General features: G+C 70.3%; 14 protein-coding genes. 7 read left to right on the forward strand and 7 right to left on the reverse strand.

Translation table 11 applies throughout. The annotated features are described in order from the left end of the window. Nucleotides 1-163: 163 nt before the first annotated feature. From AB0H88_RS47160 to AB0H88_RS47185, 6 genes are all read right to left on the reverse strand, one after another. The gene (locus AB0H88_RS47160; protein ID WP_357656056.1) at nucleotides 164-2,863 is read right to left on the reverse strand and encodes a ComEC/Rec2 family competence protein; all 2,700 of its coding nucleotides are present in this window, start codon (nucleotides 2,861-2,863) and stop codon (nucleotides 164-166) included. Nucleotide 2,864: 1 nt separating this feature from the next. Further along, nucleotides 2,865-3,506 carry a ComEA family DNA-binding protein gene (locus AB0H88_RS47165; protein WP_357656057.1) on the reverse strand — a complete coding sequence of 214 codons (642 nt, stop codon included), beginning with the start codon at nucleotides 3,504-3,506 and terminating at the stop codon, nucleotides 2,865-2,867. A 697-nt stretch (nucleotides 3,507-4,203) separates the two neighbouring features. Then, nucleotides 4,204-5,013 (reverse strand): DegV family protein, encoded by an 810-nt coding sequence (locus tag AB0H88_RS47170; RefSeq protein ID WP_357656059.1) that lies wholly within the window; start codon nucleotides 5,011-5,013, stop codon nucleotides 4,204-4,206. Between the two features lie 13 nt (nucleotides 5,014-5,026). After that, nucleotides 5,027-6,235 carry an amidohydrolase family protein gene (locus tag AB0H88_RS47175; protein ID WP_225290705.1) on the reverse strand — a complete coding sequence of 403 codons (1,209 nt, stop codon included), beginning with the start codon at nucleotides 6,233-6,235 and terminating at the stop codon, nucleotides 5,027-5,029. A 451-nt stretch (nucleotides 6,236-6,686) separates the two neighbouring features. Next, nucleotides 6,687-8,099 (reverse strand): GTPase HflX, encoded by a 1,413-nt coding sequence (gene hflX / locus AB0H88_RS47180; RefSeq protein ID WP_357656194.1) that lies wholly within the window; start codon nucleotides 8,097-8,099, stop codon nucleotides 6,687-6,689. Nucleotides 8,100-8,197: 98 nt separating this feature from the next. Then, nucleotides 8,198-8,887, reverse strand: coding sequence for a DUF4097 family beta strand repeat-containing protein (locus AB0H88_RS47185; protein WP_357656062.1), 690 nt, complete (start codon nucleotides 8,885-8,887; stop codon nucleotides 8,198-8,200). A gap of 154 nt (nucleotides 8,888-9,041) precedes the next feature. Between AB0H88_RS47185 and aceB the strand changes: the two genes are divergently transcribed. The 7 genes from aceB to AB0H88_RS47220 all read left to right on the forward strand — a co-directional run bounded on the left by aceB (nucleotide 9,042) and on the right by AB0H88_RS47220 (nucleotide 16,445). Beyond that, nucleotides 9,042-10,619 (forward strand): malate synthase A, encoded by a 1,578-nt coding sequence (gene aceB / locus AB0H88_RS47190; RefSeq protein WP_357656064.1) that lies wholly within the window; start codon nucleotides 9,042-9,044, stop codon nucleotides 10,617-10,619. 104 nt (nucleotides 10,620-10,723) lie between these two features. Continuing rightward, complete coding sequence (locus AB0H88_RS47195) at nucleotides 10,724-12,175, forward strand: FAD-linked oxidase C-terminal domain-containing protein (RefSeq protein WP_357656066.1); 1,452 nt, start codon at nucleotides 10,724-10,726, stop codon at nucleotides 12,173-12,175. Beyond that, nucleotides 12,175-13,413, forward strand: a complete 1,239-nt coding sequence (locus AB0H88_RS47200) for an FAD-binding oxidoreductase (protein WP_357656067.1) — start codon at nucleotides 12,175-12,177, stop codon at nucleotides 13,411-13,413. The genes AB0H88_RS47195 and AB0H88_RS47200 overlap by 1 nt, the downstream gene beginning before the upstream one ends. Before the next feature lie 56 nt (nucleotides 13,414-13,469). After that, complete coding sequence (locus AB0H88_RS47205; RefSeq protein ID WP_357656069.1) at nucleotides 13,470-14,687, forward strand: heterodisulfide reductase-related iron-sulfur binding cluster; 1,218 nt, start codon at nucleotides 13,470-13,472, stop codon at nucleotides 14,685-14,687. Nucleotides 14,688-14,706: 19 nt separating this feature from the next. Continuing rightward, the gene (locus tag AB0H88_RS47210; protein ID WP_357656071.1) at nucleotides 14,707-15,459 is read left to right on the forward strand and encodes an IclR family transcriptional regulator; all 753 of its coding nucleotides are present in this window, start codon (nucleotides 14,707-14,709) and stop codon (nucleotides 15,457-15,459) included. A gap of 31 nt (nucleotides 15,460-15,490) precedes the next feature. Next, nucleotides 15,491-16,228 carry an IclR family transcriptional regulator gene (locus AB0H88_RS47215; protein WP_357656073.1) on the forward strand — a complete coding sequence of 246 codons (738 nt, stop codon included), beginning with the start codon at nucleotides 15,491-15,493 and terminating at the stop codon, nucleotides 16,226-16,228. A gap of 4 nt (nucleotides 16,229-16,232) precedes the next feature. Further along, nucleotides 16,233-16,445 (forward strand): DUF2277 domain-containing protein, encoded by a 213-nt coding sequence (locus AB0H88_RS47220; protein ID WP_225290696.1) that lies wholly within the window; start codon nucleotides 16,233-16,235, stop codon nucleotides 16,443-16,445. Nucleotides 16,446-16,549: 104 nt separating this feature from the next. Here the strand turns inward: AB0H88_RS47220 and AB0H88_RS47225 are convergent, their stop codons facing one another. Then, a complete protein-coding gene (locus tag AB0H88_RS47225) occupies nucleotides 16,550-17,218 on the reverse strand; it encodes an HNH endonuclease family protein (protein ID WP_357656074.1) in 669 nt (222 codons plus the stop codon). Between the last annotated feature and the right edge of the window lie 54 nt (nucleotides 17,219-17,272).

Below are 17,272 nucleotides of genomic sequence, written 5' to 3' on the forward strand. Positions count from 1 at the left end.
TCAGCCACGCCCCCAGCCCGGCTGATAACGCCCTGACCAGCCCGCCTTCCCCAAGGCAAAGGACAAAAGGGGCATCAACTCGCGCAATGCCCTCTGAAACGCCTTTGCTCTGGAACGCCTTTGCTTTGGCGCCCGCCCTTGCTCTGGAACAGGGCGGTGCCGGCTACCGGCCGCGGGCGACCACCGCCAGTTGTCCGTCCTGGTCGATGACCGCGAGGTCGCCCGAGTGGTCGGTGCGGTAGACGCGGGCGCCGAGGCGGTGCAGGAGCGCGATCGTGGACGGAGCGGGATGGCCGTAGTCGTTGTCGGCTCCTACGCTGATCAGTGCCGCGCGAGCGCCTACGGACCCGAAGAAGGCCGGGTCCAGTCGCCGCGAGCCGTGGTGCGGGACCTTGAGTATGTCCGCTCGCGGGGCGAGGCGCCGCAGCAGCGCGTCCTGGGCCTCGGTTTCGATGTCGCCGCTCAGGAGGGCCGAGCCTGCTCGCCAGCGTACGCGGGCCACGACGCTGGAGTTGTTGATCAAGCTACCCTCGCCTTGGCCCTCGGTCCCACCCTGGGCCGGGTCAGGGGCGAGGATGGTCACCTCGGACGGACCCAGTTGCCAGCGACTGCCCGAGGGCGGTGTCCATTGGGGGATCCGGTGTCGGGCGAGGATGGTCGCGATGCGATCGCTCTCCTGCGGGGCGACGCGTTGCGGGCTGACGATGACCGCGCCGACGCGCCTGTTCCTGAGTACGCCAGGGAGCCCGTCCACGTGGTCGGCGTGTGGGTGGGTGAGGAGTAGCAGGGGTACGTCACGTACGTCCAGCCTGCGGAGGCACCGGTCCATGAGGACGGGGTCCGGGCCGGTGTCGACGACGATGCCACGACCGGGACCGGCCGCCAGCACCATGCCGTCGCCCTGACCGACGTCGCAGACCACCATCAGCCAGTTCGGGGGCGGCCACGGCTTGGCCATGGGGCGAACCACGAGCGCGACCACGAGTGCCGCGCCGGCCATCGTGAGGGCCGCCGTTCGCCAGGTACGGCGTCTGAGCACGGGAATCATCACGGCCACGGCGACCATCAGCAGCCCAAGTCCCGGAAGACCGCCCGGCCATGGAAGCGTGGCCAGTGGCATGCTCACTGCCCACTCGGCGACCATGATGATCCAGCCCACGGCGTACCCTGCCGGGATGACCAGCCACTGAGCTGCCTGCGGCCAGAGGGGAGCCACCAGCGCGGCGGCGAACCCGAGAATGGTCGCCGGCGCCACAGCCGGACCCGCCAGGAGGTTGGCGGGTATGGCCACCAGGGTCAGTTGGCCGGACATCAGCACGAGAACCGGTGTCACAGCGACCTGTGCCGCCGCGGACACGGCCACCGCCTCCGCCGCCCACCGAGGCAGCCGCAGACGGCGCCGACCTCGTCCTGGCGGTGAGCGAAGCAGAGCAGAGGACGGCTCCTGGGACTCGAGGACGACATCGGGTGCGCCGGCATCGGCACTGTGGGGTGCCGAGTCGCTGTGACGACCGGCATCGTCGGCCCTGGTGGGAGTGGGGCTCTCGGCAGCGAAGTCGTCGTGGGTGTCGGCGGGGGTTTCCTCCGGGTCGGTGCCGATGAGGTGGGCTCGCCAGCGGGGAGCCAGGAGGAGGATGCCGGCGGTCGCGAACACGGACAGGGCGAAGCCGTACGAATGAGCCAGTTCGGGGTCGAACAGGATGAGCAGCAGGATCGACGCCGACAGGGCCGCCACGCCGTCCTTGGTCCGGCCGGTGCCCAAGGCTATGGCGGCGGACAAACCCATGAGCAAGGCTCGGAGGACGCTGGGCGAGGGTCTGGCCACCACGGCGAAGGCGATCATCGCGACGGCGGCGAGGACGGCTCTCAGGGCGAGCGGGAAACCGGCCAGGCGAGAGAGGGCCAGGACGACACTTGCCACGATCGCGAGGTTCGCGCCACTTACCGCGTTCAGGTGGCTCAAGCCTGCTTCGTTGAGGTCGGCGGTGAGTTGTGGGTCCATGCGGGAGACGTCGCCCACGACCAGGCCTGGGAGGAGGCCGCGCTGGTCAGCCGGGAGTACGTCCGCGGCCGTCCGTAGGCCTGCCCTGAGGGTGCCTGCCGCGGCCTGGATCCATGACGGGGAGGTGAGGACGCGTGGTGGCTCTCGTACGAGGAGGACGGCGCCGATCAGGTCGCCGGGGGTTGCCTGTGCCAGGCGAGCGGTTACTTCCAGGCTCTGGCTCGGGAGGAGGCTGCTCCACTCGCGGCCCTGGGCGAAGACGACGACAGGGGTGTTCACCGCGATTGCTCTGCCGGCCACACCTCGGCGAAGCGGCGATCGAAGGCTGGCAGGGGTTTGGAGGACGGTCACCGTGGCGGTGACGACTATGCGGTCCTGGGTGAAGCGTCCGCCTCGGTGGCGTCTGATCTTCGGATCGTCGGTGAGGGTGATCTGTGCGGTGACCTGTGCTCCGCGGGTCGCCAGAGCGGCCACCGGGCCTGTGCTCACGGCGTGGACACGCAGGGCCACTGAGGCTGAGGTCGCGGCGACGCAGGTGAGAGTCGCGATGGCCACGTTGCGCCAGAGCCGCCGGACGGAACCCTGAACCGCGCCCGGAGAAGTGCGGCGGGACACGATCCAGGTGAGTGAGGCCACTTGGAGGACGCGGGAAGGTCTGGGGAGGGTCAGGAGCGCGGACACGGTGGCCACCGCGGAGACGATCAGGCTTGTGGTCGGGGAGAAGTTCAGGAGGGTGAGGGCGGCGGCCCAGGCGGCGAGGGCGGGCAGGGCCAGGGACCAGGAGTGAGATGAGGGGGGCAGGTCGTGGGGCAGGTCGTGGGGCAGGTCGTGGGGCATGTCGTGGGGCATGTCGTGGGGCATGTCAGACGCGGACCTTTCCCTTGATCTCCTCGTATTTCTTCGCGCCAATGCCGCTGACCTCGCGCAACTGGTCGACGCTGGTGAAGCCGCCGTGTGCGGTACGGAAGTCGGCGATGCGGGCCGCAAGGACCTCGCCCACGCCGGGGAGTTGTTCGAGTTGGTCGGGGGTGGCCGTATTGAGGTCGAGGGTCGTGGTGGCGGGGTCGGCTGAGGCGAGGCCGGGTGGGAAGCCCGGTGGGACGCCTACAACGATCTGTTCGCCGTCTACCAGGCGTCTGGCCAGGTTGACCGAGGACATGGCGGTGCTGCGGACGGGGCCTCCTGCGGCTGTCACCGCGTCGGCCACCCTGGCGCCCATGGCGAGGGTGTAGAGGCCCGGCTTGCGGACCTTGCCGGTGATGTAGACGGTCACCTTGGCCGTGGGAGAGGGGGTGACGGGTCCCGGCGGGCTGGGGGGTGGGGCGGGGAGGGGTTCTGGGGTGGGTTGGGAACGCCACGCGATCACGCCTGCCACCACCGCGGCCAGGACGGCCAGGGCCATCAGGATGCGCAGGCCCGGCCTGCCGGGGTCGAGCGAGGCGGGCGGCTTGGCGGCGACGGCCTGGCGAAAGGCCTCGAACGAGGGCGGGATCGGGGCCGCCACTCGGCCCGGCCTCTGAGTCGGCTTGCGCGGGGCCGCCACTCGGCCAGATCTCTGGGTCGGCTCATCAGGGACCGCCACTCGGCCTGACCTCTGAGCTGGCTCGTGAGGGACCGCCTCGCGGCCAGATCTCTGAGTCGGCTCGTGAGGGACCGCCTCGCGGCCAGATCTCTGAGTCGGCTCGTGAGGGGTGGGAGCGCGGCCTGACCTCATGGGCGCCCCATGCGAGGCTCGGTCTGGTCTCACGGATGCCTTGCGCAGGGCTGGGCCCGGCCAGGCGGGCGCCTCGGGCAGAGCTCGGCCGGGCTGCGGAGGCGGGTCGTGTGGGTGTTGGAGTGCGCCGCCGGGCAGGCTGGGGTTGGTGAGCGACCGTAGGCGGGACTCGGCGATGGTCCGCTCGGCTGTCGCATCGTGGTTGCGCACGCCAGCGAACGTACGAGACAGGCAGGGGGCCGCAGGCTGGTGAACGAGGTTCTGGGGACAACCGAGCGACGGTCAGGCGGCCCTGTGGACGAAGAAGTGGTTCGTCACACGACCGTCTGGATTTCTGCGACGGTCCGTGGTGGTTGGGGTCCTTATGGTCAGTCCCCCTTCGGGGGGGAGGAAAAAGACCGTCCGTCGTGGCACGGGTCCCCAAGAAGAGACACCCCTCCGGGGGAACGAAAGAACGGATACCACGGAGAACGTTCGGGGACATCACCTAGTCGGCCGAGGAAACCGTCAGTCCCAGCAGGCCGGGACCCACATGAACGCCGACGACCGCCCCGACCTCCACCACCCGCATCTCCACCACCCCGGGCAGCCGCTTGGCCAGCCGTTCGGCCAACCCCTCCGCCCGTCCCAGCGCCCCCAGATGCTGCACGGCGACCCGCACCTCCGCCTCGCCCGCCGCGGCCACCGCCAAATCCTCCAGCCGGGCGATGGCCCTGGTCGCGGTCCGTACCTTCTCCAGCAGCGAAACCCGCCCATCCACCAGGTGCAGTAACGGCTTGATCAGCAGCGCCGAGCCCACCAGCGAGGCCGCCGTCCCGACTCGGCCGCCTCGTCGCAGGTATTCCAGCGTGTCGGCGTAGAAGTACGTCCGGGTCCGTAAGGCGCACCGCCGGGCCGCCGCCGCCACCTCCGCCGGCGTGCCCCCGTCCGCGGCCGTACGGGCGGCGGCGAGCACGGGGTAGCCGAGGCCCATGGCGATCGAGCGGCTGTCGATGACCTCTACCGGTACCGGGGAGTCCTTGGCGGCCAGCAGGGCGGCGGCGGCGGTGCCGGAAAAATCGCCGGAAAGGTGTATTGAGACCACGGCCGAAGCGCCGCCGGCCGCCAGCGACGAGTAGCACGAGGCGAAGCGCGCGGGCGCGGGTCTGGACGTGGTCGCCGACGACAGGTCGCCGGTGAAGGAGTCCTCGTCGTACGAAAGACCACCGGAAGTCACCTGTACGGGCACAACAGCGACACCAGGCACCGGAGGCAGGTAAGCAGTTGAATCCGTGACCACGAACACCGATGGCGGCATAGTCCGAGATCAACTACTGGACCGGGGTGCCACCCCGCCAGACCCGGCGCGGCTTGAGGCCGAAGGACCAGGCGAAGGCGCCCTCGTGGTCGGCGTCCCACTGGACGATGTCGGCGAGGCGACCGGGAGCCAGGACGCCCCGGTCGGGCGCGCCCAGCACGGTGGCGCCGCCGAGCGTGGCCGCCCGCAGCGCGTCGTTGACGCTCATCCCGAACGCCGACACCGCCATCGCGATCACCAGGGACATCGAGGTGATGCCGCAGTAGCCGGGGTTGTGGTCGCTGCCGAGCGCGATCTGCACGCCGTGCTTGATCATCTGGCGGACCGGCGGCAGGTGGCCGCGCTGGAGCGCCGTCGCGGGGCAGACCACGGCGGGCACGCCGTAGCGGGACATGATCGCGATGTCCTCTTCGGACATGTGGTGCAGCCCGTCAGCGGAGGCGCAGCCGAGCTCTGCGGCCAGTTGAACGGCGCCCCGGCGGCTGTAGAGGCCGGCGTGGATGCGCGGCAGCAGGCCGACGTTGCGGCCCGAGGCGAGCACCCAGCGGGACTCCTCGGTGGTGAAGTGGCCCTCGTCGCAGTAGACGTCCACGCTGTCAGCGCCGGCGGCGGCCGCGTCGGCGCACCAGGCGCCCACGGCCTCGACGTATTCGCGCTGCCGGCCGAAGTATTCCGGCGGCACCACCTGCGCCGCGAGGAAGGTGACGTGCACCCGCGGCATCATCGGCTCCTTCTCCAGCTCGCGCAGGAGCCGCACGTCGGCGAGCTCGCCGTCGCGGGTGAGGTGGTAGCCGGTCTTGGCCTCGACGGTCGTGGTGCCGCTGAGCAGCCAGCCGCGCAGCCGCTCGCGTACGCCGTTGCACAGGGTCCACGGGTCGGTGCCGCGGGTCACGGTGACGGTCGAGCCCACGCCGCCGCCCGCCGCGGTGATGGCCGAGGAGGTGGAGCCGCCGGTGCGGATCGCCAGCTCGGCGTAGCGGTTGCCCGCGTAGACGGGGTGGGTGTGCGCGTCGATGAGACCGGGCGTGACGAGCGCGCCGCCCAGATTTTCGACGTGGTCCACATCGACGATGTCGTCGACGACGCCGGGCACGCTCTGCGGCAGGTCGGGCGCTCGGCCGACCCACGCGATCCGGTCGTTGTGTACGAGGATGGCCGCGTTGCTGAGGACCTCGTTGCCGGTCCAGAGGCGGCCGATATTGGTCAGGAGCCGAACGGTCACCGCATCACCGCCCCGCGGGATCCCCCAGCTGAGCACGCTGCCCAGCAGCGCACGGCTGCCGCCGCGCCCACTGAGTCGGCTCCGGGTCCGGACGACATGGGGGGTCTCCTGATCTCATCCGCGTATGGCTGTGCGGTGACCGTATCGCCAGACTCATGATCCGGCGATTTCAGTTCAGTTACGTTATTTCACAGGTGGGCTTGCTGTACAGGGTTATTCGGAAAGAAGCCCACTCATCCCAACCGCCACTCAGCCCCATCGATCCCCTGTGGCCCCCGCACGCGACCTGACTCGCAGCAGCGATCATCTGAAACCCGTGCCATTAGTGTCGTAAGACTCGGCTTATCCTAGCAATCCCAGCGTTCAGGGACCACTGCCGCCTTTGGGCAGCTCCGCAGTGATTTCAGGGGTTCTGGCCCCCACAACCACCAAGAGCTGCCCGATACGACCGCTAGGAGACGCGTTCGACCGGCTTGCCGGCCCGCTCCAGCTCCTGGAACAGACTCGGGAGCACGCGCGCGTGCAGGACTGTGCCCTCCGCGACGTGGTCCACCGAGAGCACCTCGCCCTCCTTGTGGGCCCGCGAGATCAGGTCACCCCTGTCGTACGGCACGAGCAGTACGACCTCGTGGTCGAGCCTGGGCAGCTCACGCTCGATGAGCGCCATCAGCTCGGCGATGCCGGCACCGGTGCGCGCCGAGACCACGATGCTGTCGCGCTCGCGCCTGGCGATGCGGTCCAGCACCTCCTGGTCGGCGGCGTCGGCCTTGTTGATCACCACGATCTCGGGGATGTCGGAGGCGCCCTCGATGTCGGCGAAGACCTCGCGTACGGCGGCGAGCTGGCCTTCGGGGTCGGGGTGGGCGCCGTCGACCACGTGCAGGATCAGGTCGGCGTCGGCCACCTCCTCCAGCGTGGAGCGGAACGCCTCGACCAGCTGGTGCGGCAGGTGGCGGACGAATCCGACCGTGTCGGCGATCGTGAACAGCCTGCCGTCCGGCGTGTGCGCGCGGCGTACGGTCGGGTCGAGGGTGGCGAACAGGGCGTCCTCCACCAGCACACCGGCGCCGGTGACGCGGTTGAGCAGCGAGGACTTGCCGGCGTTGGTGTAACCCGCGATCGCGACGGCCGGGACCTCCCGGCGACTGCGCCGGTGGCGCATGGTGTCACGCGAGGTGGACATGCCGCTGATCTGGCGGCGCAGCTTGGCCATGCGCTCGCGGATGCGGCGCCGGTCGAGCTCGATCTTGGTCTCACCGGGGCCGCGGCCGCCGATGCCGACGCCGCCCGCGGCGCGTCCGCCGACCTGCCGGGACAGGTTGCCACCCCAGCCACGCAGGCGCGGCAGCAGGTAGCTGAGCTGGGCCAGCTCGACCTGAGCCTTGCCCTCACGGCTCTTGGCGTGCTGCGCGAAGATGTCGAGGATCAGCGCGGTGCGGTCGATGACCTTCACCTTGACCGTCTCCTCCAGCTGGCGGAGCTGGCCGGGGGCCAGCTCGCCGTCGCAGATCACGGTGTCGGCGCCGGTCGACTCGACCACGTCGCGGAGCTCGAGCGCCTTGCCCGATCCGATGTACGTGGCGGGGTCGGGCTTCTGGCGGCGCTGGATGAGGCCTTCGAGGACCTCCGAACCGGCCGTTTCGGCCAGGAGCTTCAGCTCCAGCAGGGAGTTTTCGGCGTCCTCCGCCGTGCCTGAGGTCCAGACCCCGACCAGGACGACCCGTTCGAGCCGCAGCTGCCGGTATTCGACCTCGGAGACATCCTGAAGTTCGGTGGACAGGCCCGCCACGCGGCGCAGGGCCTGGCGCTCCTCAAGGTCCATCCCGTCGGTGTCGAACTCATCAAGCGCGGAGTATTCGTGCATTCGTGTCATCTCTAATAGGCAACGTCTGAACACCGGAGTGTCTTCCCCGATGGTGGCATGACATCCCTCATGCCATCACCTGGTTATCCCGGGCAACGTTATCCCGGCACCACGCTGACGTCTCCCGAGCCCGTGGCCACCGACACCTTGTGCGGAGAGGCCGGGTCCTTGTCGACCGAGACCTGAACGTCACCCGATCCGACCTTGGTCTTCACATCATAGGCACCGGCCGGAAGATGCAGAGTGGCGTCACCGGAGCCGCTCTTCAGCTCGACGCTGTCGGGCACGACGGCGAACTTCAGCGCGAGGCTGCCGGAGCCGGCCTCGGCGAAGATCTTCTTGGTCCCGAGACCGCTGGCGTCCACGTCTCCCGAGCCGGCGCTCGCCTCGATCTGCCCGGTCAACTGCCTCATCGTGATGTCGCCCGAGCCCGCGTTGGCGTCGATCTGAAGACCCTTGGGGATATCGATCTTGTAGTCGACGCTGCAGTTATCCCAGTCCTTGGGGCAGCTGTAGAACACGGAGAGCGTGTCGCCGTCGACCTTGTGCTCGGCCTTCGGCTTCTCGTTGCGCCAATGGAGGGTCTCGGTGACCCGCACGGCGGTGCCGTCGTACTCCGTGAGCACGGTGTCGCCGGAGCCGCTCTTGAGCTGCAGCTTGGCGACCTTGTCCGTGACCTGGTACGTGACGGTGTCCTGGTTGGTCGGGCCGGCCAGGTCCTTCAGCCCGCAGCCCGTCAGCAGTAATGCCGAGGCGAGGAGGCCACCCGCGATCACGATCGTCTTCATGGGACAGATCCTCGCGCCCACAGGGGATGGCGCACATCGGGGTTTCCCCCTGACCCTCCCCGGGGGAACCCCCACCTTGAACCGGGGACCACCCATGAAGTAGCTTCCTTCCATAATCCAGAACCAGTTTTCCACATCATGGAAGAAGGGGCATATGGAGATCACCGGCCCGATGCTCGACCGGTTCGACGAGGTCCTCACGCCGGAGGCTCTCGCCTTCGTGGAGAGCCTGCAGCGGGAGTTCGACGCGACCCGCCAGGAGCTGCTGGAAGCCCGGCGCGTACGGCAGGCGGACCTGTCGGCGGGCGGCCGGCTCGACTTCCTGCCGGAGACCAAGGAGGTCAGGGAGAGCGACTGGAGCGTCGCGCCGCCGGCTCCGGGGCTGGAGGACCGCCGGGTCGAGATCACCGGCCCGGTCGACCGCAAGATGACGATCAACGCGCTCAACTCGGGGGCCAAGGTCTGGCTCGCCGACTTCGAGGACGCCAACTCCCCGCTCTGGGCCAACTGCGTCGGCGGCCACCTCAACCTGCGCGCCGCTCTCGACCGGACGATCGACTTCGAGACCGGCGGCAAGACGTACGCGCTCAAGCCCGACGCCGAGCTGGCCACGATCGTGGTCCGGCCGCGCGGCTGGCACCTCGACGAGAAGCACGCCCTGGTGGACGGGCGGCCGGTGTCGGCCTCGCTGTTCGACTTCGGGCTCTACTTCTTCCACTGCGCCCGGCGGCAGCTGGACAAGGGGCGCGGCCCGTACTTCTACCTGCCGAAGATGGAGTCGCACCTGGAGGCGCGGCTCTGGAACGAGGTGTTCGTCCGCGCCCAGGACCTGCTGGGCCTCCCGCAGGGGACGATCAGGGCGACCGTGCTGATCGAGACGTACCCGGCGGCGTTCGAGATGGAGGAGATCCTCTACGAGCTGCGCGACCACTCGGCCGGGCTCAACGCGGGCCGCTGGGACTACCTGTTCAGCGTGATCAAGAAGTTCCGCACCCGGGGCCGGGAGTTCCTGCTGCCCGAGCGCAACGCGGTCACCATGACCGCGCCGTTCATGCGCGCGTACACCGAACTGCTCGTGCGGACCTGCCACAAGCGGGGGGCGCACGCGATCGGGGGGATGGCGGCGTTCATCCCCTCGCGGCGCGATGCCGAGGTCAACGCGACGGCGCTGGAGAAGGTGCGCGCCGACAAGACGCGCGAGTCGGGCGACGGCTTCGACGGCTCCTGGGTCGCGCACCCCGACCTGGTGCCGATCTGCCGCGAGGTGTTCGACGGCGTGCTGGGCTCGCGGCCCAACCAGCTCGACAGGACGCGCGAGGAGGTCTCGGTCTCGGCCGCCGACCTGCTGGCGGTCTCCGAGACGCCGGGTTACATCACCGAGGCGGGGCTGCGCGGCAACGTGGACGTGGCGCTGCGCTACCTGGCCGCCTGGATGGGCGGGCTCGGCGCGGTGGCGATCCACAACCTCATGGAGGACGCGGCCACGGCGGAGATCTCCCGCTCGCAGATCTGGCAGTGGATCCACAACGACATCACGCTGGCCGACACGGGCGCGACGGTGACGAAGGAGCTGGTCGAGCGGATCATCGCGGAGGAGCTGGCGAAGATCGCGGCCGAGCCGGGCTACGACGAGGGGCTGTACGCGCAGGCCACGGCGCTGTTCAAGGAGGTCGCGCTGGACGACGACTTCGCCGAGTTCTTGACACTTCCCGCGTATGCCCGCATGCCGTAATCACGAAATTTCCGGATATATCCGGCGTGTCAACGCCGGAGATATCCGGAAAGGTAGAGCGAGAGACCGGGTATGACGAAGGATGGCCTAGAGAAGGGGGCGCCATGGCCGACAAGCCGCTCGACGAGCTGACGGCCGCGCTGCGCGCGCTGCTGCCCGCCGACTCGGTGATCACGGACCCGGTACGCCTGCGCACCTACGAGTGCGACGGCCTGACCTACCACCGGGCCATGCCGGGCGTCGTCGTGCTGCCCGAGACGGCCGAGCAGATCTCCGGGGTGGTCCGCGCCTGCAACGACTTCGGGGTCCCGTTCGTGGCCCGTGGCTCCGGCACCGGCCTGTCCGGTGGGGCGCTCCCCCGCCAGGACGGCGTGCTGATCGTCACCTCCAAGATGCGCCGCGTCCTGGAGATCGACCTGCCCAACCGCCGGGCCGTCGTCGAGCCGGGCGTCACCAACCTGGCGATCACCGAGGCGGTCCGCGACCGGGGCTATTACTACGCCCCCGACCCGTCCAGCCAGCAGGTCTGCTCGATCGGCGGCAACGTGGCGGAGAACTCCGGCGGCGCCCACTGCCTCAAATACGGCTTCACGGTCAACCACATCGAAGCCTGCGAGATCGTCACCCCCGACGGCGACCTGGTGACCCTCGACCGGATGGACCCCGGCTATGACCTGCTCGGGGCGTTCATCGGCTCGGAGGGCACGCTGGGCATCGCCACCAAGATCACAGTACGGCTGAGTCGTGCCCCCGAGGCCGTCACCACGGTGCTGGCCGCCTTCGAGAGCATCGAGCAGGGCGGGCAGGCGGTGTCGGCCATCGTCGGCGCCGGCATCGTGCCCGCGGCGATCGAGATGATGGACGCGCTGGCCATCGAGGCGGCCGAGGCGGCGGTGGCCTGCTCCTATCCCGAGGGCGCGGGCGCGGTGCTGATCGTGGAGCTCGACGGGCCGGAGCGGGAGGTCGTCCGGCAGTTCGCCCGGCTTCAGGAGATCTGCTCGGGGGCGTTCGAGCTGCGGACGGCCGACGACCCGGCCGAGCGGGCGGCGATCTGGAAGGGCCGCAAGTCGGCGTTCGCGGCCGTCGGCCGCATCAGCCCCGCCTACATCGTGCAGGACGGCGTGGTGCCCCGCACCTCGCTGCCGAAGGTGCTGGCCGCCATCGACCGGCTGTCGCAGGAGTACGGGATCAGGGTGGCCAACGTCTTCCACGCGGGCGACGGCAACCTGCATCCGCTGGTGCTGTTCGACGACGCGGAGCCGGGGGCGGGCGAACGGGCCGAGACGGTCTCGGGCGCCATCCTCGACCTGTGCATCGAGCACGGCGGGTCGATCACCGGTGAGCACGGGGTGGGCGTGGACAAGGCGAAGTACATGCCGAGGATGTTCTCCGCGGCCGATCTCGACACCATGCAACTCCTCCGCTGCGCCTTCGACCCGAAGGGCCTGTCGAACCCAGGCAAGGTGTTCCCCACGCCGCGGCTGTGCGGGGAGGTGCCGGGGGTGCGCAAGGGCGTCCATCCGCTGGTCGCCTCGGGACAGGCGGAGCAGTTCTGATGGAGATGGACGGGCTGGAGAGGACCGGTGTGACGGTCAGGGAGGCCGGGCCGGACGACGTCGTGGGCGGCGTACGACCGGGCGTGGTGGCCCTGCCCGAGTCGGTCGAGGAGATCTCGGCCGTGCTGCGCGCCTGCGCCGAAGCCGGCCTGGCGGTCGTGCCCGTGGGCGGCGGCACCAAGCTGCACTGGGGCCACCCGCCCGAGCGGTGTGACGTCCTGCTCGACCTGTGCTGCCTGAACGAGGTCGTCGAGCACGCCGCGGGCGACCTCGTGGTGAAGACCCAGGCCGGGGTGACGATGGACGCGCTGGCGGACGCGCTCGCCGAGCAGGGGCAGGAGCTGGCGCTGGACGTGCCGTTCGCCGAGGGCGCCACGGTCGGCGGCACGCTGGCCGCCGCGACGGCCGGGCCGCGCGCCTTCCGTTACGGTACGGCCCGCGACCTGCTCATCGGCATCACCGTCGTGCTGCCGGACGGGACCGTGGCCAAGTCGGGCGGCCGGGTGGTCAAGAACGTCGCGGGCTACGACCTGGGCAAGCTGTTCACCGGCTCGTACGGCACCCTGGGCGTCATCGCCGAGGCCACGTTCCGGCTGCACCCGCTGCCCGCCGACCGCCGCTATGTCGTGACCGAGCTCGAGCCGCCCGTTCAAAAGCCCGTTCAAAAGCCCGTGCAGACGTACGGCCAGGAGCGCGTTCAGGAGGTGACCGCGATGCTGGCCGCCTCACAGGCCGAGCCGAGCGCGGTCGAGCTCGACTGGCCCGGCGGCGACGCGCCGATCACGCTGGCCGTGCTGGTCGAGGGCTCGGCCGCCGGGCCGCGGGCCGAGGCGCTGCGCGCGGCCATGGGCGCGGGCACCGTCACGGACGAGGCGCCGGCCTGGTGGGGGCTGATCGCCGACGACGAGGTCCTGATCGAGCTGCGGTTCCCGCCCGCGCGGACGAGTGAGGTCCTGGCGGCGGTACGCGACACCGGGCTCTCGCTCCGCGGCTCGCCCGTCGCCGGGCGGGTCTGGCTCCAGCCCGGTGCCGAACCACCTGCGGAGTTCGCGGGTGTCGTGTCCGGGCTGCGGGAGCGCTTGGCGCCGCTGGGCGGCCGGGTGACCGTGCTGGCCGCGCCGTACGAGGGCGTGGACCGCTGGGGGCCGGTGAGCGCGCTGCCGCTGATGCGGCGGGTCAAGGAGCGGTTCGACCCGGATCGCCAGATGTCTCCCGGCCGGTTCATCGGCGGCATCTGAGTGGGCGGCAACCAGGAGGCATCCGAGTGGGCGGCTCTGAGCGGGAGGCATCTGGCATGACGTCCGGCGGCATCGACCCCAAGCTGATCAACGACTGCGTGCACTGCGGGTTCTGCCTGCCCACCTGCCCGACGTACACGCTGTGGGGCGAGGAGATGGACTCGCCGCGCGGCCGGATCAACCTGATGAAGCAGCACGTCGAGGGCACGCCGGTGACGCCGGAGATGGCCGGGCACTTCGACGCCTGCCTCGGCTGCATGGCGTGCGTCACCGCCTGCCCGTCGGGCGTCCAGTACGACCGGCTGATCGAGCAGACGCGGGCCGAGGTCGAGCGGGTCCACGTGCGCGAGCCGCGTGAGCGGGCGGTCAGGGAGGTCGTGTTCAGCCTGTTCCCCTACCCGCGCAGGCTGCGACTGCTGCGCCCCGGGATGGGGCTGGCCGCGCGGATGGCGCCGTTCCTGGAGCGGGTGCATCCCAGCCTCGGGGCGATGGCGGGGCTGGCGCCCCGGGTCGGGCGCAGGCAGCGGATACCGCGGCTGGTCCGGGCAAGAGGGCCGCGCCGTGCCGTGGTCGGCATGCTGACCGGGTGCGTGCAGGGCGAGTTCTTCCCGCAGGTCAACGCGGCCACCGCGCGGGTGCTCGCGCTGGAGGGCTGTGACGTGGTCATCCCGCCCGGCCAGGGGTGCTGCGGGGCGCTCAGCGTGCACTCGGGGCGCGAGGAGCAGGCCAGGCGGCTCGCGCGGCGCACGGTCAGGACGTTCACCCTGGCCGGCGTGGACACGGTCGTGGTCAACGCGGCCGGGTGCGGGTCGTCGATGAAGGAGTACAGCCAGTTGCTGGGCAGCGAGCCGGGCTTCCGCGTGCTGGACCTGTCGGAATACCTCGTCGAGCTGGGACCGGTGGCGGACCGGCATCCCCTGCCCGTCACGGTGGCCTATCACGACGCCTGCCACCTGGCCCACGCGCAGGGGATCCGGGCCCAGCCGCGCGAGCTGCTGAAGGCGATTCCGGGGCTGGACCTGCGCGAGGTGCCGGAGTCGGCCATCTGCTGCGGATCGGCGGGGACGTACAACATCTTCCAGCCTGAGGCGGCCCGCGATCTGGGCGACCGGAAGGCCAAGTCGGTAGCCTCGACGGGCGCGGAGCTGCTGGTGTCGGCGAATCCGGGCTGCACGATGCAGATCGCGGCCGCGATGCGGCGCGGCGGTGCGCGGATCAGAGTGGCGCACACGGCCGAGGTGCTGGACGCGTCGCTGCGCGGGGTGTCTCTTTGACCGGACGGGGGTTGGGCGGGTGAGCGTGCAGTCTGTCGAGCGGGCGCTCGACGTGCTGGAGGCGCTGGCCGAGCACGGTGGCGAGGCGGGGCTGTCGGAGATCGCGGCCAAGACCGGGCTGCCGTTCGGGACGATCCACCGGCTGCTGCGGACGCTCCTGGCCCGCGGCTACGTACGCCAGGAGTCGGACCGGCGCTACGCGCTGGGCGGCGGGCTGGTGCGGCTGGGCGGCATCGCCGAGAGCATGGTCGGGGTGTGGGCGCGGCCGTACCTATCGAAGCTGGTGTCGCTGTCGGGAGAGACGGCGAACCTGGCGGTGCTGGAGGGCGACTTCATCGTCTACGTGGCGCAGGTGCCGTCTCCGCGCAGGCTGCGCATGTTCGCCGAGGTCGGGCGGCGGGTGCTGCCGCACAGCACGGCCGTGGGCAAGGTGCTGCTGGCCGGGCGGCCGGCGGAGGAGGCGGTCGCGGTGTTCGTTCGGACCGGCATGCCGCGCCGCACCCCCAACACGATCACCGACACCGACGGCATGCTCACCGAGCTCGGCCTGGTCAGGGACCGCGGTTACGCCATGGACCTGGGCGAGGAGGAGCTCGGCGTGCACTGCCTGGCCGTGCCCGTGCACGACGGGAACCGGGTGGTGGCGGCCATGTCGGTCTCGGGCCCGGCGGAGCGGATCGACGCCCTCGACCGGGAGGAGCTGGCCGGGGCCATGCGAAAGCTCGCGCTGGACTTCGGCGCCGAGCTCAGCCCTGTGGCCGGCGCAGGCTGACGAAGCCGTCGCCATACTAGTCTGTTGCGCTATGAGCAACACGTCCGTTCAGTCGGTCGATCGGGCCATCGCCATCCTGGAGATCCTGGCGCGCGAGGGCGCGACGCGGGTGACGGACCTCGCCGTCCAGCTCGACGTGCACAAGTCCACGGCGTTCCGGCTGCTGGCCGCCCTGGAGCAGGGCGGGCTGGTGGAGCAGAGCGGTGACCGCGGCCGTTACCGCCTGGGATTCGGCGTCGTACGGCTGGCGGGCGCGGCCACCGCGCAGCTCGACCTGTCGAAGGAGAGCCGCCCGGTGTGCCTGCGCCTGGCCGAGACCGTCGGCGAGACCGTCAACATCGCGGTGCCCCAGGACGGCGACGCGGTGAACATCAGCCAGGTCCGCGGCCCCGCCGCGATCAGCGGGCACAACTGGGTGGGCCAGCGCACCCCCTCGCACGCCACCTCCAGCGGCAAGGTGCTGCTGGCGTTCGGGGCGCTGCGGCTGCCCGCCGAGCCGGCGCGTTACACGCCCTCGACACTCACCGAGGCCGGGCGGCTGGGGCTGGCCGAGATCAGGGAGCGCGGCTGGGCCACCACGGTGGAGGAACTGGAGGTGGGCCTGAACGCGGTGGCCGCGCCGATCAGGGGCAGCGACGGCTCGGTGGTGGCCGCGGTGAGCGTCTCCGGGCCGTCCTACCGGCTCACGCCCGAGCGGCTGCCCGAAGTCGGGGCGCTCCTGGCCGAGGGCGCGAGGGAGATAAGCCAGCGCATCGGCTATTACCGTTGACCCCATGTGTAGAAGCATCAAGACCCTGCGCCCGCCGTACACCGAGGACGTGACGGAAGACGACGTACGGGCGGCCGCGCTCCAGTACGTGCGCAAGATCTCCGGGTTCCGCGCGCCCGCCGCGCACAACGCCGAGGCGTTCGACCGGGCGGTCGAGACGATCACCAAGGCGTCGGAGGAGTTGCTCGCGGCGCTGCAGGTGCGCGGAGGGCGTTGACACGATCCCCGGGTGGGAGAAGTGTCCCCGGTAACCGCATCCATCTCGCCAGGGGGCACGCAGCAGTTCAGCGCGTTCGGAGACCTGACCGGCTCGGGCCGTCGTCAGCAGGAGGCCAGGATGCCGGTCATCGCGTCCTTCTCACCGGTGGTCAGCCACAGGTCGTACTTCGCCTTCACGTCGATCTGCTTGGCGATGTAGGTGCAGCGGTACGCCTTGCGCGGCGGCAGCCAGGTCGCGGCGTCGGAGTCGCTCTTCTGCCCGTTGAGCGGCCCGTCCACGGCCATCAGGTTCATCGGGTCGTTGGCGAACTGCTTGCGCTTGTCCGCCGTCCACTGCTGCGCGCCCTTCTGCCAGGCGTCGGAGAGCGGGATCAGGTGGTCGATCTGCACGGCGGTGCTGGTGTCCTGACCGCGCTTGAACGTGATGGTCTTGCCGCTGTAGGGGTCGTCCAGCACGCCGGTGAGGACGATGCAGTCGTGCGTGCCCGACTTGAACGTCTCGTCCTTCAGGTCGCGCTTCAAGATGTCGTTACGCGTGTCGCAGCCGTTGTGGTCGACGTCCGACCAGGCCGGGCCGAACTTCTCGCGCTCGAAGCCGGTACGCGGCGCGCGGCCTTTGACGGCGAGCTTGGCCAGCTTCTTGCGGGCGTCCCCCACGTCGGCCGACGGGGCTTTACCCGTGTCGGCCCGAGGTGTCTGCGCGTCCAGCTGCCCACATCCCGCGAGCAATCCCACTGTGGCCAAACCGGCCAAAACCACCTGAAGACGCACGCTCTACTCCCAAGACTTATGTTTTCGTAAAGTCTAGGTAGAGCAATTACCACT

Origin of the sequence: Nonomuraea sp. NPDC050680, from assembly GCF_040654555.1 — a bacterium.
Lineage (GTDB): Bacteria > Actinomycetota > Actinomycetes > Streptosporangiales > Streptosporangiaceae > Nonomuraea.